General features: G+C 57.8%; 16 protein-coding genes. 3 read left to right on the forward strand and 13 right to left on the reverse strand.

The genetic code is table 11. The annotated features are described in order from the left end of the window. The first annotated feature begins 190 nt into the window (after positions 1 to 190). A complete protein-coding gene (locus tag AACY50_RS26935) occupies positions 191 to 493 on the forward strand; it encodes a hypothetical protein (protein WP_007916505.1) in 303 nt (100 codons plus the stop codon). 112 nt (positions 494 to 605) lie between these two features. Here the strand turns inward: AACY50_RS26935 and AACY50_RS26940 are convergent, their stop codons facing one another. The 9 genes from AACY50_RS26940 to AACY50_RS26980 all read right to left on the reverse strand — a co-directional run bounded on the left by AACY50_RS26940 (position 606) and on the right by AACY50_RS26980 (position 11,397). Further along, positions 606 to 2,243: a BatD family protein gene (locus AACY50_RS26940; protein WP_339494283.1), complete on the reverse strand. Its 1,638-nt coding sequence runs from the start codon at positions 2,241 to 2,243 to the stop codon at positions 606 to 608. After that, complete coding sequence (locus tag AACY50_RS26945; RefSeq protein WP_339466358.1) at positions 2,240 to 3,976, reverse strand: tetratricopeptide repeat protein; 1,737 nt, start codon at positions 3,974 to 3,976, stop codon at positions 2,240 to 2,242. Before AACY50_RS26945 ends, AACY50_RS26940 begins: the two co-directional genes overlap by 4 nt. After that, positions 3,973 to 5,052 carry a vWA domain-containing protein gene (locus AACY50_RS26950; RefSeq protein ID WP_339434153.1) on the reverse strand — a complete coding sequence of 360 codons (1,080 nt, stop codon included), beginning with the start codon at positions 5,050 to 5,052 and terminating at the stop codon, positions 3,973 to 3,975. Before AACY50_RS26950 ends, AACY50_RS26945 begins: the two co-directional genes overlap by 4 nt. Further along, complete coding sequence (locus AACY50_RS26955; RefSeq protein ID WP_339434154.1) at positions 5,045 to 5,542, reverse strand: DUF4381 domain-containing protein; 498 nt, start codon at positions 5,540 to 5,542, stop codon at positions 5,045 to 5,047. Before AACY50_RS26955 ends, AACY50_RS26950 begins: the two co-directional genes overlap by 8 nt. Next, positions 5,539 to 6,483: a DUF58 domain-containing protein gene (locus tag AACY50_RS26960; RefSeq protein WP_339466360.1), complete on the reverse strand. Its 945-nt coding sequence runs from the start codon at positions 6,481 to 6,483 to the stop codon at positions 5,539 to 5,541. The genes AACY50_RS26955 and AACY50_RS26960 overlap by 4 nt, the downstream gene beginning before the upstream one ends. Positions 6,484 to 6,488: 5 nt before the next feature. After that, on the reverse strand, positions 6,489 to 7,448 hold the full coding sequence (locus AACY50_RS26965) for an AAA family ATPase (RefSeq protein ID WP_007913915.1): 960 nt from the start codon (positions 7,446 to 7,448) through the stop codon (positions 6,489 to 6,491). Between the two features lie 128 nt (positions 7,449 to 7,576). After that, positions 7,577 to 9,286 (reverse strand): ATP-binding cassette domain-containing protein, encoded by a 1,710-nt coding sequence (locus AACY50_RS26970; protein ID WP_186624267.1) that lies wholly within the window; start codon positions 9,284 to 9,286, stop codon positions 7,577 to 7,579. A gap of 27 nt (positions 9,287 to 9,313) precedes the next feature. Beyond that, positions 9,314 to 10,501, reverse strand: a complete 1,188-nt coding sequence (locus AACY50_RS26975) for a YcaO-like family protein (RefSeq protein ID WP_273914967.1) — start codon at positions 10,499 to 10,501, stop codon at positions 9,314 to 9,316. A gap of 539 nt (positions 10,502 to 11,040) precedes the next feature. Then, positions 11,041 to 11,397, reverse strand: a complete 357-nt coding sequence (locus AACY50_RS26980; protein WP_186624269.1) for a hypothetical protein — start codon at positions 11,395 to 11,397, stop codon at positions 11,041 to 11,043. 285 nt (positions 11,398 to 11,682) lie between these two features. Between AACY50_RS26980 and AACY50_RS26985 the strand changes: the two genes are divergently transcribed. Further along, positions 11,683 to 13,077, forward strand: coding sequence for a hypothetical protein (locus AACY50_RS26985; RefSeq protein WP_339434155.1), 1,395 nt, complete (start codon positions 11,683 to 11,685; stop codon positions 13,075 to 13,077). A 479-nt stretch (positions 13,078 to 13,556) separates the two neighbouring features. Further along, the gene (locus AACY50_RS26990; RefSeq protein WP_339434156.1) at positions 13,557 to 18,452 is read left to right on the forward strand and encodes an NAD-glutamate dehydrogenase; all 4,896 of its coding nucleotides are present in this window, start codon (positions 13,557 to 13,559) and stop codon (positions 18,450 to 18,452) included. A 60-nt stretch (positions 18,453 to 18,512) separates the two neighbouring features. Here the strand turns inward: AACY50_RS26990 and AACY50_RS26995 are convergent, their stop codons facing one another. From AACY50_RS26995 to AACY50_RS27010, 4 genes are all read right to left on the reverse strand, one after another. After that, the gene (locus tag AACY50_RS26995; RefSeq protein WP_339434157.1) at positions 18,513 to 19,229 is read right to left on the reverse strand and encodes a hypothetical protein; all 717 of its coding nucleotides are present in this window, start codon (positions 19,227 to 19,229) and stop codon (positions 18,513 to 18,515) included. Continuing rightward, on the reverse strand, positions 19,219 to 19,701 hold the full coding sequence (locus AACY50_RS27000; RefSeq protein ID WP_339539605.1) for a hypothetical protein: 483 nt from the start codon (positions 19,699 to 19,701) through the stop codon (positions 19,219 to 19,221). Before AACY50_RS27000 ends, AACY50_RS26995 begins: the two co-directional genes overlap by 11 nt. Positions 19,702 to 19,938: 237 nt before the next feature. After that, positions 19,939 to 20,340: a cupin domain-containing protein gene (locus tag AACY50_RS27005; protein WP_339434159.1), complete on the reverse strand. Its 402-nt coding sequence runs from the start codon at positions 20,338 to 20,340 to the stop codon at positions 19,939 to 19,941. 209 nt (positions 20,341 to 20,549) lie between these two features. Further along, positions 20,550 to 20,843: a putative quinol monooxygenase gene (locus AACY50_RS27010; protein ID WP_123533564.1), complete on the reverse strand. Its 294-nt coding sequence runs from the start codon at positions 20,841 to 20,843 to the stop codon at positions 20,550 to 20,552. Positions 20,844 to 20,892: the final 49 nt, after the last annotated feature.

A 20,892-nucleotide genomic window follows, 5' to 3' on the forward strand; every position in this document is an offset into this window, starting at 1 on the left:
CTGGAATACTGGCGTAGATGCATAGAGTTCGGAGGCAGCGGAGACTGGGAAAAATTGGAGAAAGCTCTGCGCGATGAGGTGCATCATCAGGCGCAGAGCCTGGAGTAGATTTGTGGGGATCCCTCAGAGTCTGTCCCCGTTTTACCCAAAGAGGGGATGATAGGAACAATCAATTTCCGGAGGTCAGAGAGTGATTGCTGAAGATTTTGAACTTGTGACAGCCATTTTTCAGCTGGTTGAGGCCGGAATTGTTCACGGTTATGACGCCTTTCGATACCGCGTTGAATGGGGGGGGAACTATATGGAGGCAGACCTCGCCGTTGAAAAAAATGGCTCAGAAATCTGGGACGCTGAAACTGATTTCAATCATTCGAAAATCTATGCGCTTGTAGAAAAATTACACGAGCATGCAGTCGCTCGCGGTGAGCCCTGGAAGGCATTTGTTCTCTCCTATCGCGAAGGCGAACAAGTGAAAACGAAATTCGACTATTGATTTCGATTGTCTTCAGCCTTTTATCCCTAAAGCAAAATCGAAAGATCGCAGCCTTCGGCAGCGCCTACACATACCCTCTGTAGGAACTGCCGAAGGCTGCGATCTTTTGCTTTTACTTCGGATAAAGCGGCGGCAACCCGCTATCACCCACCGGATCCTGCACCCGTTCCGCCGCCGGAATCGTGCGGATCGCCCGCCACAAATCCTCACCCTGCCAATGCTGCCCCGTCTCGCTGTACAGCGCACCATTCAACCCATCCAGCGCATCCGACAACGGCACAAACCGCGCCGCCATATCCGCCAGCGTCTCCGGCTGCTGGCGCGCCCACGCATCCAGTGCCTGCCGTGTCGCCTGCGGATCATTCGCCTGGCTCGCACGCTTGATGTCATCCATCAACGTGCGTGGACTCGGGCCGGCTTGGGCGGCGCGGTGCACGGCTGGTTGCCAGCGTGCGCGCCACCACAGGCCGAAGCCGAGGAGGGTGGTGCAGGCGAGGATCAGGGTGCTGAGTTTCCACCACCACAACACATCGTTATCGACGATGCTCGGCTGCAGGTTGCCGGTCGGGGTGTCGACTTGCAGGCTCGGGTTGTTGGCCACTTGCAGAGTGCGCGCCGGCAGGCTGCTGTGTTCCAGGTGGTCTTCGAAGGTGTTCCACCAAACCACGTCCACCGTCGGCAATTCGATGGCGCCGCTGCGGCTCGGCACCAAGGCTTCGCGTTCTTCACGGCTGCCGACAATGCCCCGGTCAGTGCTCTGGTTGCTCAGCACCGGTTGATCCGGGTAGCGGCGCAGGCCGTTGACGTCGGTGGCGGGCAGTGCGGGCAATTGCGAGGCGGCCAGGCCTTCGACTTTCAATGTCAGGCTGCGGGTCAGGGAATCGCCAACCTGAGTGTGTTCAGGTTCCGGATTCCAGCTTTCGCTGAGGCTCAGACTGCGCGCGGGCAGCCACGGCGCATCGACCGGATAGGTCAGGGGTTTGGGTTTGACCGTCAGGGGGATTTCGGAGGAACTGACGCGCATCAATTTGCCCGGTTTCGGCCCCTGCGCATTGGCATCCTGAGACGGCTGCGTATCGACCAGTGTGGCGCTGAAGGTCTGCGGCGCGATGGTCAGCAAACCGCTGTGCTGCGGGTAGATCGCATAGCGCATTTCGATCACGCCATGGCGCACACCGTTGAGGTCTTTTTCGTAGGTACGCGTGTCGCCAAGCTGTTCGATGCGCGCGTCGGCGATTTTCAGCGGGGTCAGGCTGCTGTCGTCGTACAGCGACACTGAATGGTAGATGCGCAGGGTCAGGATGGCCTGGGCCTGCACATAGACGCTGGACTGATCGAGGCTGGCTTCGATAAACACCGGGTCGAAGCTGTTCTGGTCTTCGCGGGTGTCGCTTTCGACCACTTGCACGCTGATCGGTTGGCTCTGCACATCGCCCATCTGCAACGCTGGAATCACCACGCTGCCGTTCTCTTTCGGCAGCAGGGTAATGATCCAGCGTGTGGTAGCGCGGTTGTCGCCATTGAGGGTGTTCAACTGGTTGACCTGCCGCGTGCCGCGCACTTCGAACAGGGGCTCCAGCGGGGTCAGGTCGGGTTTGCCGAACTGGGTGACGTCGCTGGTTTCGAGGGTGAGTTCGACCGTCTCGCCGGAGTTCAGGCGACTGCGATCCACGCTGGCCGTCAGCTCGGCCGCGTGGGCAGTGGCCGTGCAGATCAGCAGGGGCAGCAAGAGAGCGGTGAAGCGGGTCATCGAGTGTTTTCCTGATCCTGATGTTGTTGCTGTTCGTACCAGAATTTGCGTCGCAACAGTTCGCCCGGATCGTCCGGGATCTTGCCCAGCCATTGTTCCAGTGCCTGACGTTGCTCGCCTGCGAGGTTGTCCTCGCTTGGCTGCAGTGTCGGCGTCGTGTCTCGTTGCTCTTCCGGCTCGTCGCCCGGCACTTCATTGGGGCCCGGTTGCGGCGGGGTGGTCGGCGGCGGCTCGTTGGCCGACTCGGCAGGCTGGGCCTCGCTCTGGGATTCACTTTTCACCGCCGCCGGTGGCGCGGTGGCGGTCGGCGGTTCTTCGCCCGGCGAGTTTTGCTCGGCGGGTTTACTGTCCGGTTCGACGGGCGGCGGCGTGTTTTTCTGCTTGAGCAGATTTTCCACCAACGCCTTGTTGATCTGCGCCGGGCGCAAATCGGGTTGCAACTCCAGCGCCTGCTCATAGGCGTCAATGGCCGCTTCCAGCTCACCGCTTTTGGCCAAAGCGTTGCCACGATTGTAGTGGTCGCGAGCATCACCGCCTTCGGCGAAACGCTGGGCGGCGCCACTGTAGTCGCCGGCCTCGTACAGCGCCACCCCTTGCCACTGGCGATCGTCAAAATGTTGCGCCGCTTCGGCCGGGCGCTTTTGATTGAGCAAGTGCAGACCCTGTTGGTCAGGGCGCAGCCACAGGTCTTTGAAGTCAAAAGCGTAGCTCGGCTGTGGCAGGCAGAACAGCAGCGGCAGGCAAAACAGCCAGCCGCGTCGTCCGGCACTCGCGGCCAGTAGCAACAATGGCAACAGCAGCCAGTAACCCTGATCGGCCCACGTATCCAGGCGCACGGTCTGACCGTCGTCGCGTAAGCTGCGCGGGCCATCCAGCAGGCCGAGGGCACGCAGGTCGGTTTCGTCCAGCCGTGCAGGGTGATACTCGCCGCCAACGCTGTTGAGGAAAGCACCAAGCCCCGGACTGTCGAGTTGCGGTACACGAATCGCGCCTTGCTCGTCCTTGAGGAAACTGCCGTCCTCCTGAGCAATCGGTGCGCCTTCAGCGGTGCCAATGCCGAGCATCAACAACTGCGCCGAATGCCCGTTCAGCGCGCGGCGAATGCCTTGGCGTTCCTCTTCGCTCAGCGATGAGCCGATCAGCAGAATCCGGCCCTGACCGAGTGCGCCCTGCTTGAGCAATGCCAACGCTTTGCCCACGGCAAGGTCAGCACGATGACCGCTTTGTGGCATCAATGACGGTTTAAGCGCGTCGACCAGGTTTCGGCTGGTTGCCAGGTCATCCGACAGCGGCACCAGCGTGTGGGCGCTGCCGGCGTAGACGACGATGGCGGTCTGCGCGTCGCTGCGTGCCTGGAGCAGATCGAACAGCTTGCGCCGCGCCTGTTCCAGTCGCGTCGGCGGTGAATCGGTGGCGAGCATTTCCGGCGTCAGTTCCAGCACCACCACCAACGGATCGGCGGGTTTCTGGCTGGTCTGTTCGACGCGCTCCCAACTCGGCCCGAGCAGCGCCACAAGGCCCAGCAACCATGCCCCGCCTAGGACGATCCACGGCAGTTTGCTGTCGCGACCGTTACCGCCACTGAGCAGGGTGGCATGAAACGCCGGCGGCAGAATCATCTGCCAGCGCCCGGCACGCTTTTGTCGGTGCCAGAGTTGCCAGATCAGCCAGCCGAGCAGCGGCAACAACAACAGCCACCAAGGGCGGAACCAGTGTGGCCAGAGGGCGATCATCGGCGCCTCCGCAGACGCAGGCGTTTGAGGCGCTCACGCCAGTCAGGCAGCGGACTTTGCAGATACAGCTCCTTGGTGAACAGGCGTTGCAGCGGATTGTCCGGCCATAATTCGCGGGCGACCAGTAACAGGCTCAGCCACAAGGCCAGCGCCAGCGGCCATTGATACAAGGCTTGCGCCGGGCGCGCCTGGGTGGGTTGCTGGGTCACTGGTTCGAGCTGATCGAGGGTGTCCTTGATCGCTTGCAATTCTTTGCCGTCATGCGCGCGGAAATACTGGCCGCCGGTGACTTGGGCGATAGCCTTGAGTGCCGGCTCGTCGAGGTCCAGGCTCGGATTGACCCCGAGCAAACCGGTCGAACCGCTGTCTTCAGGATTGGCGCCGATGCCGATCGGGTAAATCTTCACGCCCTCGCTGGCGGCGAGTTTCGCTGCGGTCAGTGGATCGATTTCGCCGCCATTGTTGGCGCCGTCGGTGACCAGAATCAGCACGCGGCTCTGCGCCGGACGCATGCGCAGGCGTTTGAGGGCCAGACCGATGGCGTCGCCGATGGCGGTGTTCTTGCCGGCGATGCCGATCCGCGATTCATCAAGCCACACGCGCACGGTGTGGCGGTCGAAGGTCAGCGGTGCTTGCAGGTAAGCCTGACTGCCGAACAGGATCAAGCCTACGCGGTCGCCGTCGCGGCTTTCGAGGAAATCGCCGAGCAGGTGCTGTACCAGATTCAGACGGCTGACTTCTTCGTCCTGCCATTGCATGTCGGGGAAATCCATCGAGCCGGACACGTCCACCGCCACCAACAAATCACGGCCACTGGCGGCAATCGGCAGCGGTTCGCCGAGCCATTGCGGGCGTGCAGCGGCAATCAACAGTAACAACCACAGCAGCATGAACGGTGCCTGCTGGCGCCACGCCGGCAGGTTCGCCCGGGCGCGGCGGCGGGCGAGACCTTCCAGATCAGACAGGAAACTGACTTTTAGCGCTGGCTCGCCACTGTCCGCCACCGGCAGCACCAGACGCATCAGCCACGGCAGCGGCAACAGCACAAAGATCCACGGCCAGGCGAACTCAAACATGTTTGCGAATCCACGTGTCGACAGCTTGGGTCAGGCCGGCGATGGCTTTGTCGTCGAGTTTGCATTCCGGTTTGTACGCGCCTTCAACCAGTACCATCCAACGGGTGAGGCCGGCAGCCGGGCAACGGTTGTCGAGGAATGCCAGCCACTTGCGGCCATTGAGCGTATGACTCTGGCTGTAGGGGTAATGGTTGCGGCACAGCCGTTTGAGCAGGCCGTTGAGTTGCTGCAACCACGCCCCGGCCGGCGCGCCGTCGTAGGGTTTGGGCATTCGCGCCAGTTCGGCGAGGGCGGCGATGCGCACCGGGTCGAGCGGCTGTTCGGCACGCACGATCGGGCGTTTCTTGATCGGGATGAAACGCCGCAGCCGCCACACAGCAAAACCGAGCAGCGGCAATAACAGAAGCAGCAGCCACCAGCCCGGCGCCGGTGGCCAGAAGGCGATCGGTGGCGGCGAAATCAGCGGTTGTAGCTGATCAAGGTCGTTCATCGACCTTTCCCCGGACGCTGCGGGTTGAGGAATTCACGCATTTGCTCGACTAACTCGCTTTGCGTGCTCAACGGCATCAGCAGCACGCGCAGCTTTTGGGCGAGCAATTCCCAGCGCGCGATGCGTGCTTCGGCCTGGGCGCGATAGGTCTGGCGCAGCTCAAAGTTGAGGGTGTCGAGTTCAAGCTGTGCACCACGCTCGGCGAATCTCAGCAATCCCGCGGCGGGCAGGGCGTGATCGAGCGGATCGGACAGTGGCAACATCAACAGATCGCAGTGGCGCGACAGCAGGCTCAGTTGTTGTTCGGCGCTGTCGGACAAGGCGCGCTCATCGCAGATCACGATCACCAGACTGCCCGGGCGCAGCACCTCACGGGCGCGCCGCAGGGCCACGCCAAAGGCATCGCGATCCGGTTCACGTTCGCTGTGCAGCGATTGATTGACCTTGACCAGGCGATTGAGCAATTGCAGCAAACTTTGCTTGTTGCGCCGAGGCTTGATCTCGTAATGCTCGTTGTCGCCGAACACCAGTCCGCCGACCCGGTCGTTATGGCCGAGCGCCGCCCAGCCAATCAACGCCGCCGCTTGCGCCGCCAGCACCGACTTGAACATCAGGCCTGAGCCGAAAAACAGCCGCGTGCTTTGCTCGACCATGATGAAAATCGGTCGCTCGCGCTCTTCATGGAACAGTTTGGTGTGCGGTTCTTGCGTGCGCGCCGTCACGCGCCAGTCGATGGTGCGTACGTCGTCGCCGGCCTGATAGACCCGCACCTGATCGAAGTCGACGCCGCGACCACGGAATTTCGAATGATGCAGACCGATCAGCGGGCTGCGCTGACTCGGCGTGGAAAACAGCTGCACTTCGCGCACGCGATGACGCATCTCGATCAGCTCGGCGAGGCTGACGCGGATGCCCGGTTCGGACGGCAGAGGGGCATTCATGGGGGTCAAGCGACGGCTACGACGTCGAGAATCCGCTGCACCACACGATCCTGATCGATGCCAGCGGCTTCGGCTTCAAACGACAAAATGATGCGGTGGCGCAGCACGTCGAACAGCACCGCCTGAATGTCTTCGGGGCTGACGAAGTCGCGCCCGGCGAGCCAGGCATGGGCGCGGGCGCAGCGATCGAGGGCAATCGAGCCACGCGGGCTGGCGCCGTAAGCGATCCACTCGGCCATTTCCGGGTCGAACTTGGCCGGGTTGCGCGTAGCCATGACCAGTTGCACCAGGTATTCCTCCACGGCGTCGGCCATGTACAGACCGAGGATTTCCTTGCGTGCGGCGAAGATTGCCTGCTGGCTGACCCGGCGTTCGGGCTTGGTCTCGCCGTTCAGCGCTTCGCCACGGGCTTGCTGGAGGATGCGGCGTTCGACGGCGGCGTCGGGGAAGCCGATTTTTACATGCATCAGGAAACGGTCGAGCTGCGCTTCGGGCAGCGGATAGGTGCCTTCCTGCTCGATCGGGTTCTGCGTGGCCATTACCAGAAACAGTGGCGACAGCTCATAAGTGCTGCGCCCGACACTGACCTGACGCTCGGCCATGGCCTCGAGCAGCGCTGATTGCACCTTGGCCGGGGCACGGTTGATTTCGTCCGCCAGCACCAGGTTATGGAAGATTGGCCCCTGTTGGAACACGAAGCTGCCGGTTTCCGGGCGATAGATCTCGGTACCGGTGATGTCGGCGGGTAACAGGTCGGGTGTGAACTGGATACGATGGAACTGGGCTTCGATGCCCTCGGCGAGTTCTTTGATCGCTTTGGTCTTGGCCAGACCCGGAGCGCCCTCGACCAGCATGTGGCCGTCGGCGAGCAGGGCGATGAGCAAACGCTCGATGAGTTTTTCCTGGCCGAGAATCTGCGTTGAAAGAAAGGTTCGCAGCGCCAGCAGCGCTTCACGATGTTCCATCGATGACTGTTCCTGGAAAGGGGTGGCCACGGTCGTCTGGATAACACCGGGGCTGGGGGCGTTACTTTAATCCATCGCGGGGGGTGGCGACTAACGGCATTTTGCAGAAAGGACCTTTTAACGCCCTTTTATTGGTTAACGGTTTGAAGGTCACTTAGCAGCCGTTTGATCGATGCTCTGTCCACCAGATCATGCCAGGGGCCATCTTCAATGATTTCGCCATTATGCATAACAATGACCCGGTCGAAGCGGTGTAGATGGCTGACATCGTGCGTTACGCAAATCAGACCTTGGCCGGCAAACGTCTCGAACAGCAACTCCCAAACCGGTGCGGCGAGCTTCGGCTCTATTGATGCGCTCGGTTCGTCAAAAAGGTTGAATTTACCCGGCCGGTTAATCAGTCGCAGCAGCGTCAGGCGTTTGGCTTCACCGCCGGAAATGTTGGCGGCATTTTCGTTGATGTCGCGCCCGCTGACGATCTCTTCAAGCTGTAAACGCTGGATGGCGCTGCGCAAATGCAGCGAAGGATTAACACCAAACAAAACTGACCTGTCGAAGGTGCCCTCCAGGAATTGCGGGGATTGAGGGCAGTAACGCAGTACTTGCAGATGGCTCTGAGCGTTCAAGCGATCAACGGGTATATCGTCAATGTTCAGTTGGCTCCTTACCGAAGCGTTCAGTCCGGCTAGCGCTTCGAGCAAGGTGGATTTGCCTGCGCCGCTAGGGCCGGTGATCGCGACCGATTGCCTTTGTTTGAAGTCAATCAGGTTTGCGATGGATAGCCGGACGGCGCCATTGTCGGTGATGACGCAGGGTTTGAGCCGTAACGTTGATTCGTCCTGTTGGGTCACTTCGCCTCTACGACCTTCATTATCAAAATCGGCTGTTTTGAGCAGTTGCTGGAGACGGCGTTGATCCGCTAAAAACTGATCCAGCACTCGATAGCCTTCGGTCAAGGCTGTGATGTTCAGCAGGAACGTACTGGCGATGGAAAAGATCGCGACCAATTGTCCGACGCTAATGCTCGCGGCCCCCGACAATTGATCGACAACCCCCCAACTTAACAATCCTCCTGTGGAAAGACTGATAAACAAGATCTTTGCCCCGCTTAACAATCCACCGGATCCCGCGACGGTTACCGCCGCTTCGGCATATTGGTTGAAGGCTCTGTTCAAGGGTTGCAGTGCGGTCTGCTCGGCGCGCTCCAGTTTTATCGATTTGCCTGCCTTCAAGGTGTTGAACAGGATCGCGCTCAGTTCATCTTCCTGCTCATTCACGGCATCAATATGTTTTCTGCGCCACCTGATGATTCGATGGGTGGCAAAAAGGTAAAGCACTCCAAGGCTCGCCATCGCGCAAAAGACCCAGGTGCCGCCCATGTACCAAAATGCGGCGGCAATGATCAGGAACTCCAGACACAGTGGAAAGCCCACCGTGACAAAGAACGTCAGCAGTTGCTCGTGGGCGGTGATTCCGCGCTCTACCGATTTGATGAAGTGACCGATGCGCCAAGTGCTGAATCGAGAGAATTCTTTTCCTATCAATTGCGCCATCCATGTAATGGACGCGTTCATTACAATCCGCTGGACGAGTTTCGAAAGAAGTAGTGTCTGCAGAGGTGCAATTATCGCCTGAGCGCATCCGGCCAAGACAAAGGCCGCTGTAAAGAAAAGTAGCGTGTTGAGCGTGGTGTGATCTGCGTTACTGAGCGAATCGACAATGGCACCCAGTAACAATGGCGGCGCAAGGGCTAGAAGCTTTAGCGAAATAATGGCGGTGATTGTTGTGATCAATAGCAGTCGATGCTTTTTGCAAGCTGTTCTGATGAGTGTCCGCATGGAGAAACTGCCTGTTGGTCGTTTTAATTAATTGCCAGGGCGCTTGGTGTTATTTAGCAGTATGTGCTGTGGAGCTACCAACTGGCCTTTTCTGATTATGTTGAACCTGTCGAGGCCGGGTATGTATATCTGGGTGACGATGTTTGTGTTGGCGTACTGTGCGACAGTTCTATGGAAAATTGCTTTGCCGACGCTTTTCAAGTTTCGTTGCAGTAATGCTATTTGCTGTGCAACGGTGCTTGTTTGGCTTTCTGAGGTGGGTTCAAAGGTTCTAAGCTTCAGGTTTTTCAACGGAGAAAAGTCTATTAAGTTTTTTAAGGCGTCAGAGGTTGAAAGCATGTCAAAAGCCTTGCGGTCAGAAGTTTCTTCACTGATACCATATAGCGTGCTTGACTGGAACTGTTCCGTGACTGCTCTTTGTACAGCGATGCAGATATCCAATGAGCAGCCCGAACCGATGGGGGAAATATGCAAGTCGCCTGGCCCCATCTTAGGGAAAGCAACCGAAAAATAGACACCGGATTCATCTTTGATAACGATGATTTGCAACTTGCTTGCAGCCTCTAAAGCATATGGGCGATGCAGCAATGCTTCAGCAAGTAATGCTTTTGAAGGTGTATAAAGGTCCATTGCCGGTCGTATTGCGCAAACGGCAAGAAAAAACTGCGATAACAAGTGTCGTTCTATTACCTCAAGAGTGCCGTGCAGCAGCGCTTCGGCCTTGGTACAGCCGAAAGCAATTCCTGAGTTAGAGGCGTAGCGGCTTAAAAATCGGGTTTCCCGAGAACCTGTGTTGTTATTTTCGGCAGTTGGATGGAGGAGGGCGCATGGCACAAATAGTTCGCGCTTGTCATCAAGGGCTGTAAGCCTAAAACATTCAACAAGTTCGTTAGTGCTTGGCAAACTTGCAAGTATGCCGTCGCATTGAGCATCGCGCTGAACTGCAATCGAATCGCAGCTAATTCGTGATCGCTGCGACTGTCGGCAGTGGAAGGTGCCGTAGTGTTCAAGGCTCTCGGCCATCGCTCCGATAAGGGCATCAGGTCCCTTGCCTGCTCCAGACTCAATCAGTTTTTCGTCTTTGTCGTAAAGTTCAGCGATTGCAACCAGATCACCTTCGCCGACATAGCGGACAATTGCTCTAAGCTCTAGCGCCTGGATGGAACAGGTTATTTCATTCAGAGCTCTGCTGGGTGTTATTTCACGCTCGAACATAGCTTGCCTCATTAAATTTAAATGCCGAAAGACAAGCTTTCGGCATGTGAGCTGGTTGGTGCATCCAATCAGCGGGTTAATGAAGCGAAGAAGTTCAGTTTGGTCGCAAGGAAACCTTCTGAATGACCTGTAGCCTGCGGCAAATCATCGAAGGTGTTTATTTCAGAGCGTTTTTTACCCATGGTATTAACTCCATTTGATCTTGGATTTTCGATGCTGTTCTATCAGTACCGAACCTGCGAGATAGTTCGCAGGTGGGATAATTAATAGCAATGAGCGCGCGACCAGGCAATCAGATATCGGTGTAGGACTTCCGATGATTGTGTAGGGCGGTTCTTGTCGGGAAGTAGGATGAAACTTTACTCGGGTAAACGTGCAAGGCAGTGTGCTTGCATATTTATTGATATGTATGGTCTTTAAGTGTTTAAGGTTTTCAGCGAAAGTTGAAGCGAAACGCCCGTTACAGGACTGACAGTGGCGTGGCGCATTTTACTTGGGCACCATCGCCACTCAATTTACGTTTGGGATAGCAGGCCTGATCAGCCTAGCTCACTGACATAGGTGCCAGTCCCATCAAGGATATTCTTCAGGGTCTCCTCAACCTCATCCAGATCCACCATATCCGGGTTAAAGGTGATCTCCAGCACATCATCCCCATTCAACGCATCGGCATCCGCCGCTGCAATCTCGATCTTCAGCAGCGTCGAGGTCAAAGTAACTTTCACCCCATCAAGCGTCGAAGGCTCGCCATCCAGCGTAATCTCCAGCTCGTCCTCGTCCGGATAGCGGCTCATCAGGAACATGTCGCCCTTGTCGCTGTGGCAGCAGAGCATGGCCATGTTGTCTTCTTCGTCATCGCACGGGTTGACGATGAGTAGGGCGGTGGTCATTTGCATGAGGGGATTCCTGGTTGAGCGGGCGCGGCAGGCGGGACGCAAAAAAGGCGATTTTGCCAGCCTCAAGAAAATTCTGCTGCACATCATTGAGCCAAGGCGTGCTCTTAAGGACATTTCCTCACGGCGGGTACGAATTGTCCGACGGCCTCGTAGGGTTTCAGAAAAGGCGATGGATGGCGCAAGTTAGAGGTGTTTTCGCTTGTTTTTGCGGCTTTTTCCCGGCAGATTTTATTGCTCAAACGCAAGGGAGTGCGATGGACGACATGATAAAAAGGATCTCTTTTGATGAAGCAGTATTTCGAATGGGCGCAAGAAATCCGCCATCTGTCCGAAGAGCAGGTTGAAGCGCTTTACCAGCGCTACCTCAATGGCGAAAAAACTGCTGACTTGATCGATGAGTACAAGCTCGCGGACACAGTGCGCAGTGTGCTGAAAGTGTTGCCACCGATTGTCAGCGCCGACCTGAGATGCCCATATTGCGATTTGCCGATGTGGATGCGCCGGCCTGCCCGCGGCACCCCGGTTTCCCTGCGCAGCGCTTACAAATGTGTGAATTGCGAGCATCAATACTTCACCGCCGGTTTTGGCTCGCGACGCAACGTGTGTGGTTGTGATGCCTGTGTCCGGCTGCGCAAACAGCAAATCGCCGATCAGGCCGAACGTGACCGCAGCGATCTAGCCATGCGCTACGGCACACCACGCCCACCCGTGCCCTTTACCAGTCTTGGATTCCAGCAAAAACTTGCTCTGCTGGCGTTACTGGATGACGGCGGCCAAGGCGCAGGCGAACGCATTGCCGCGCTTGATGCTGAACTCAGAGGAGAAAAGCTCACGTCCACTGACACTTTCAGTGAGGAGTTGGTGAAAGGCCTGCACGAGGCGGGCGCCTTGCAGGTCGATACGGCATCGGACATTCGGGCGTTCAATCGGGCCGACGATTTCAGCATCAGCACTTATTCGACCATTTACTGGCGAGCCAACGTCGCACTGGAAGAAGGCGTGCGCTGCACGCGCGATACGCTCTACCTCGCGCTGTACGAAGAGTTGTCCGGGCCTGTGCTGCCAGGATGGAAACGTGAGTTGTATGCATTGATCTTCAGGCTCGCGCGGGAGGAATCGATTCAATACGTTCACTTGCTGGCCAATCAGGTAGGTATGGCGTTCACCGCCGAAGCCCGCGCCGACTCGGTGATCGGCACTTTGCTGCAGAACTTCTCGGTCAGCCAGATCTACTACTTCGCCAGAGTGGCGGTGAAAAGTGCAGCACACTTCTATGCCACCGGAAATTCCAAGGGCCGCACTCACGCCTCGAACACCATTCCGCGCAACATGCAGAGCACCGCGCAACTCGCCTTGGCGGAGAACTGGCGCAAGGACAGCTACCGCGATTCGCGCGTGCCGCAGCCGGCCATGACCCGCCTGCTTTACGATGTCGTGTTCAAGGATAGCGGCGCCGGTTTTTCCAAGTCGCCGGGGCTGTTCTGGCGAGACGAATTTGTGCCTCGGTTTCTCACAGGCTCGCCGATCGCCGCGCCGCAATTCGACCATCCGCAGCTGTTCTGCCGCGAGTGCGACTCCAGCAACATCGACGCCAGCATGGATAAATTGACCCTGCAGATGCAGTGCTACGACTGCGCCACCGTGAGCAAATTTCGCGCTTACGAAGAGTTGCCCGACTGATCCGCGTCAACCGCTGACGCTGAACCCGATGCCACGCTCAAGGTCGATAGAACGGCCTTGGGCGTTTTCGTTTCTGGATATGTAAGGGCAAAAGGTCTGCATCTGGGACGGATGTCCCGTAAATACGGGCATGCAACCCGGCGTTTTCCGCCACGACTGCTAGTGTTTACCGGTGCGAAACCCTCGGCTTGCGTGCCATTGACCGAATATGTCGCAGCACCGCAAGCAGACACATTGTCGCACCCATTAAGCTGCGCAACGGATGAGCACCCGTAAAGGCATTGTTGGCAGCCCTGACAGTCGCTTTTGCAGATGCCCATTCATGGAAGGTGAATGTGACCTGAGCGTCCCGTCCAGCTTCATCCACCTGTCACCCTGTTTCCTCTGCCCGAGAATCAGGAGCAGGGCGATACAAACCCCGAAAGGGGTGTTGCACGCGACGCTTTCCATCAATAACAAGCTTAAGCGGAGTACCACAGATGGCGTTCTTCACCGCAGCCAGCAAAGCCGACTTCCAGCACCAACTGCAAGCGGCACTGGCGCAGCACATCAGTGAACAGGCACTGCCACAAGTGGCGCTGTTCGCTGAACAATTCTTCGGCATCATTTCTCTGGACGAGCTGACCCAGCGTCGCCTCTCCGACCTCGCTGGCTGTACTCTTTCCGCGTGGCGCCTGCTTGAGCGCTTCGATCACGCGCAACCGCAAGTGCGTGTCTACAACCCTGATTACGAACGCCACGGCTGGCAGTCGACCCACACCGCGGTCGAAGTGCTGCACCACGACCTGCCATTTCTGGTCGACTCGGTGCGCACTGAACTGAACCGCCGCGGCTACAGCATCCACACCCTGCAAACCACCGTGCTGAGCGTGCGTCGTGGCAGCAAGGGCGAATTGCTGGAAATCCTGCCAAAAGGCACCCAGGGCGACGACATTCTGCAAGAGTCGCTGATGTACCTGGAAATCGACCGTTGCGCCAACGCGGCCGAACTGAATGTGCTGAGCAAAGAGCTGGAGCAGGTGCTCGGTGAAGTCCGCGTCGCGGTCGCCGATTTCGAGCCGATGAAAGCCAAGGTGCAGGAAATCCTCACCAAGCTCGACAACAGTGCATTCGCCATCGATGCCGACGAAAAGAACGAAATCAAAAGTTTCCTGGAATGGCTGGTGGGCAACCACTTCACCTTCCTTGGCTACGAAGAGTTTGTGGTCACCGATCAGGCCGATGGCGGCCACATCGAGTACGACCAGAACGCCTTCCTCGGCCTGACCAAACTGCTGCGCACCGGCCTGACCTACGATGACCTGCGCATCGAAGATTACGCCGTGAGCTACCTGCGTGAGCCGACCCTGCTGTCGTTCGCCAAGGCTGCGCACCCAAGCCGTGTGCACCGTCCGGCCTACCCGGACTACGTGTCGATCCGCGAAATCGACGCCGACGGCAAAGTCATCAAGGAACACCGTTTCATGGGCCTGTACACCTCCTCGGTGTATGGCGAGAGCGTGCGGGTCATCCCATTCATCCGCCGCAAGGTCGAAGAAATCGAGCACCGCTCAGGCTTCCAGTCCAAGGCTCACCTGGGCAAAGAACTGGCCCAGGTGCTCGAAGTGCTGCCGCGTGATGACCTGTTCCAGACCCCGGTCGACGAACTGTTCACCACCGTGATGTCGATTGTGCAGATCCAGGAGCGCAACAAGATTCGCGTGTTCCTGCGCAAAGACCCGTACGGTCGTTTCTGCTACTGCCTGGCCTACGTGCCGCGCGACATCTATTCCACCGAAGTTCGCCAGAAGATTCAGCAAGTGCTGATGGAGCGCCTGAAGGCTTCCGATTGCGAATTCTGGACATTCTTCTCCGAGTCTGTGCTGGCTCGCGTGCAGTTGATCCTGCGTGTCGATCCGAAAAACCGTCTCGACATCGACACCGTACTGCTGGAAAAAGAAGTGGTTCAGGCTTGCCGTAGCTGGCAGGACGACTACGCCGCACTGACCGTCGAAAGCTTCGGCGAAGCCCACGGCACCAACGTGCTGGCCGACTTCCCGAAAGGCTTCCCGGCCGGTTACCGCGAGCGTTTCGCCGCGCATTCGGCTGTGGTCGACATGCAGCACCTGCTGAGCCTGAACGAAAAAAATCCGCTGGTGATGAGCTTCTATCAGCCGCTGGGTCAGGTTTCCGGCCAGCGCGAGCTGCATTGCAAGCTGTATCACGCCGACACGCCACTGGCGCTGTCCGACGTCCTGCCGATCCTGGAAAACCTCGGCCTGCGCGTGCTGGGTGAATTCCCGTACCGCCTGCGTCACACCAAAGGCCGCGAGTTCTGGATTCACGACTTCGCGTTCACCGCCGCTGAAGGCCTGGAACTCGACATCCAGCAACTCAACGACACCCTGCAGGACGCTTTCGTCCACATCGTTCGTGGCGACGCCGAGAACGATGCGTTCAACCGTCTGGTGCTGACCGCCGGCCTGCCATGGCGCGACGTTGCGCTGCTGCGTGCCTACGCCCGTTACCTGAAGCAGATTCGTCTGGGCTTCGATCTGGGTTACATCGCCAGCACCCTGAACAACCACACCGACATCGCTCGCGAACTGACCCGGTTGTTCAAAACCCGCTTCTACCTAGCCCGCAAGCTCGGCAGCGATGATCTGGAAGACAAGCAACAGCGCCTGGAGCAGGCAATTCTGACCGCACTGGACGATGTTCAGGTGCTCAACGAAGACCGCATCCTGCGTCGCTACCTGGACCTGATCAAAGCCACGCTGCGCACCAACTTCTATCAGACGGATGCCAACGGCCAGAACAAGTCGTACTTCAGCTTCAAGTTCAACCCGCACGCGATTCCTGAACTGCCGAAGCCAGTACCGAAGTTCGAAATCTTCGTTTACTCGCCACGCGTTGAAGGCGTGCACCTGCGCTTCGGTAACGTTGCTCGCGGTGGCCTGCGCTGGTCCGACCGTGAAGAAGACTTCCGTACCGAAGTCCTCGGCCTGGTAAAAGCCCAGCAAGTGAAGAACTCGGTCATCGTGCCGGTGGGTGCGAAGGGCGGCTTCCTGCCGCGTCGCTTGCCACTGGGCGGCAGCCGTGACGAGATCGCGGCCGAGGGCATCGCCTGCTACCGCATCTTCATTTCCGGTCTGCTCGACATCACCGACAACCTCAAAGACGGCGCACTGGTGCCGCCGGCCAACGTCGTGCGTCATGACGACGATGACCCGTACCTGGTGGTCGCGGCGGACAAGGGCACTGCAACCTTCTCCGACATCGCCAACGGTATCGCCATCGACTACGGCTTCTGGCTGGGTGACGCGTTCGCGTCCGGTGGTTCTGCCGGTTACGACCACAAGAAAATGGGCATCACCGCCAAAGGCGCGTGGGTGGGCGTACAGCGTCACTTCCGCGAACGCGGCATCAATGTTCAGGAAGACAGCATCACCGTGGTGGGCGTCGGCGATATGGCCGGTGACGTGTTCGGTAACGGCTTGCTGATGTCCGACAAGCTGCAACTGGTTGCTGCATTCAACCACCTGCACATCTTCATCGATCCGAACCCGAACCCGGCGACCAGCTTCGTCGAACGTCAGCGTCTGTTCGATCTGCCGCGTTCGGCTTGGACCGATTACGACACCAGCCTCATGTCCGAAGGCGGCGGTATCTTCTCGCGCAGCGCGAAGAGCATCGCAATTTCCCCGCAGATGCAAGAACGCTTCGACATCAAGGCTGACAAGCTGACCCCGACCGAACTGCTCAACGCCTTGCTCAAGGCTCCGGTTGATCTTTTGTGGAACGGCGGTATCGGCACTTACGTCAAGGCCAGCACTGAAAGCCACGCCGACGTCGGCGACAAGGCCAACGATGCGCTGCGCGTGAACGGCAACGAACTGCGCTGCAAAGTAGTGGGCGAGGGCGGTAACCTCGGCATGACCCAACTGGGTCGTGTGGAATTCGGCCTCAATGGCGGCGGTTCCAACACCGACTTCATCGACAACGCCGGTGGCGTGGACTGCTCCGACCACGAAGTGAACATCAAGATCCTGCTGAACGAAGTGGTTCAGGCCGGCGACATGACCGACAAGCAACGCAACCTGTTGCTGGCGAGCATGACCGAAGAAGTCGGTGGTCTGGTGCTGGGCAACAACTACAAGCAGACTCAGGCCCTGTCCCTGGCAGCGCGTCGCGCTTACGCACGCATCGCTGAGTACAAGCGTCTGATGGGTGATCTGGAAGGCCGTGGCAAGCTGGACCGTGCCATCGAGTTCCTGCCGACCGAAGAACAGATCAACGAGCGAGTGGCAGCAGGCCATGGCCTGACCCGCCCCGAACTGTCGGTGCTGATCTCGTACAGCAAGATCGACCTCAAGGAGCAGTTGCTGGGCTCTCAGGTGCCGGACGACGATTACCTGACCCGCGACATGGAAACGGCGTTCCCGCCGACGTTGGTCAGCAAGTTCTCCGACGCCATGCGTCGTCACCGTCTCAAACGTGAAATCGTCGGCACCCAGATCGCCAACGACCTGGTCAACCACATGGGCATCACCTTCGTTCAGCGACTCAAAGAGTCGACCGGCATGAGCCCGGCGAACGTGGCGGGCGCATATGTGATTGTGCGTGACATCTTCCATCTCCCGCACTGGTTCCGTCAGATCGAAGCCCTGGATTACCAGGTTTCCGCTGACGTGCAACTGGAGTTGATGGACGAGCTGATGCGTCTGGGCCGTCGTGCTACGCGTTGGTTCCTGCGTGCCCGCCGCAACGAGCAGAACGCTGCCCGTGACGTCGCGCATTTCGGTCCGCACCTGAAGGAATTGGGTCTCAAACTCGATGAACTGCTGAGCGGCGAGATCCACGAAAACTGGCAGGCGCGTTATCAGGCTTACGTCGAAGCCGGTGTGCCGGAGTTGCTGGCGCGTATGGTGGCGGGCACCTCGCACCTGTACACCCTGCTGCCGATCATCGAAGCCTCCGACGTGACGGGCCAGAACCCGGCAGAAGTGGCCAAGGCCTACTTCGCCGTGGGCAGTGCGCTGGACATCACCTGGTACCTGCAACAGATCAGCGCACTGCCGGTTGAAAACAACTGGCAGGCCCTGGCCCGTGAAGCGTTCCGCGATGACGTCGACTGGCAGCAACGTGCGATCACCATCTCCGTCCTGCAACAGGGCGACGGCACTCATGAAGTGGAAGAACGCCTGGCGCTGTGGATGGAACAGCACGAAAGCATGATTTCGCGCTGGCGTGCCATGCTGGTGGAAATTCGTGCTGCGAGCGGCACTGACTACGCCATGTATGCAGTGGCCAACCGCGAACTGCTGGATCTGGCGTTGAGCGGGCAAGCGGTAGTGCCTGTAGTTGCTGCGAATGCCGAGCCTGAATTGGCGTAAGTAGTGGCTGAATGAGAAAGCCCCGGTGTCGTGAGATGCCGGGGCTTTTTTTATCAGTTTTCAATGCACTGCAGAACAGCGCAAGGCGAAACTGCATACACCTTGTGGATGCGGCAGAGAAGTGCCGGATACGACGATCTGACCTTTCTGAATGGCAATGCCATTTGCCATGTCCAGCACATCAGTCAAATCAATCATTAACTTGCCTTGATTGCCGAAACCGAGATCAGGTTCGCCAGTTGGGTGGAATTGGGCCAGGAGCAATTTTGAGTTTGATTCGCCCAAGGTGTTGGCAATAACCACTATTTTGTTGTCATCTCGTTGCGCGCCAGATATCCATTGGATGCCAAGCGGCGCTTGAGGAAAGGGCGTGAGGAGCGGATTGCCTCCGTTGAAAGAGCCAGCAAATGCACCTTTCGAATCAATACATACCATTACACCCGAGAATATTCCGGTCTGTCCGGTGCTCCCCATTCCGAGAATATTGCCGTCAGGCATTTGTACAAGCTCGGTTATTTCACTACTAGGATTCTGGAAATCAAACAGAACAAAACCATTGCGGCCAAAATTTCTGACAGGAATGCCCTGAGCGTCAAAACGAGCAATCATGGCGAACGACGTGCCTTCTACGTGTGCTGAACCTGCGACGGCAAATGTCCCGTCTTGGAGGTGAAGCAGTGAGCCAGCCCAAGTAGAGTTCGCCAGGTACTGGATGGGAACATAACCTTTCCCATCGCCAAACGTCGTGTCCAATGATCCGTTTGGGTTAAGCCTCATTTACCCCGCCTTCTCCAAACGCCGACACGAGGGCGCCCTTGTCGTCGTAAAGTGCAAGCCCGCGTACCGGTGGAGCGCCAAATTCCTCTAGGTCGAAAAGTCCATCAAGCAATATTCTTTGGTCCTTTAGCACGCGAATGCTTTTGCCTGTTGATTTGAAACCGCTGGCAAACATACCCGTGACGGTTCCTCGATTACCAAAGCTGTCGTCCTGCTTGCCATCCGCAGTCAATCGCACAATTGAATACTTTTGTCCCGATCTGGCAGCAATCAGTAACTTGTGGTCCGGCGTAACGGTTATGCCACTGGCGAAGCCATTATCTCCATCCGGATATTCGAGCCAGGAAATGCCCGTGCCATCAGGCCCGAAGTCGGGATCGAGATCTCCAACTGTTGAATTGCCGAATTTATCAGACATTTTTTTTTCCTCAATAACCGAAATTACCAACGTACTGGCCAACGCAAGTTTCATGGTGAATCTCCCGTGAAACAACTTCAGTCGGAAAGTTGCAATTGCCGAGTTTTAAAAGGGCGCTCGGCTTTAATTCAGACTAAACCGGAGAGTCTGTAAGGCAGCTGACAATTTGTCGGTTTATCAGCGCGTGGATAGTTTCATTTGCTTTAAACGGAACCGGTTAATTTCTCCGAGCAATAAAAAGGCGCAAATCAACGATTTGCGCCTTTTTATTTATGGCAGGCCGAACAACTATCAGTCTTTCAGGGGGATCAGCACTTGCTCGTCCGGGGCCAGCACCATAAACACCAGCAACTTGGCTGGTTTGCTTTTGCTGGCGTTTTTCGACACCAGATGTTCGGAACCGGCCGGTTCGTACCAGAACTGGCCTTTTTTGTAGGTGATCGCCTGTTCACCTTTCACCTGGGAAATCACTTCGCCTTCCAGCACATAGGCCATGGCGGTGCCGTCGTGTTTGTGGGCAATCGAGGATTGGCCGGGCTTGTAGTCGACTTCGATCATCATGGCTTTTTTACCCGGTGCGTTTTTCAGCATCTGGTCTTGCAGCACAGTGACTTTCTCGGACGAGTCGTGGGCCAGGGCCGAGGCGGAAATCGTCAGGGCGAGGGCGGCGGCGAGGACGTGCAGGGTTTTCATGGCGGATCACCTGTGAAGTGGGGATGTCGGTGATCACAGTAGTGCGCGGGGTGGCGCATTCAAACGGCCAATATTCGGGAAGATCGGGTGACCAATACCGGGGGATGCCAGAAAAAACCGGTGTGCGGCAAACGCCTTCGCGAGTAAGCCCGCTCCCACAGTGGGTCGCATTCCAATGTGGGGGCGGGCTTGCTCGCGAAGGCGTCGGGTCAAACGATAGGGAAACTGTTGAAATCCACGCTATTGGCCAGCCGGCTATCGATCAAGTCGATAAACCCCTGCGCCTCGGGCCGGTTGAAATGCGCCTGCATCGCCGCTTCCGACTGCCAACGGGCACTGACCATCCAGCGGTGGCTGTCCTCGGGGCAGCGGTCGACCATATAGGAATCACAGCCCGGCGTTTCGCGCAGGGTTTCGACGATCTTCTGCAGTTGCCTGCCCAGTTCATCCGAGCGGCCGGCGGCTGCCTGCACCTGTACGGTGTTGATCACTTCGTTGGACATTGCTCACACTCCTGAATCAGGCCGGACGAATCCTGCTCATTGAGGGAAA

Origin of the sequence: Pseudomonas sp. RA_15y_Pfl2_54, assembly GCF_963971015.1 — a bacterium.
Lineage (GTDB): Bacteria > Pseudomonadota > Gammaproteobacteria > Pseudomonadales > Pseudomonadaceae > Aquipseudomonas > Aquipseudomonas baetica_A.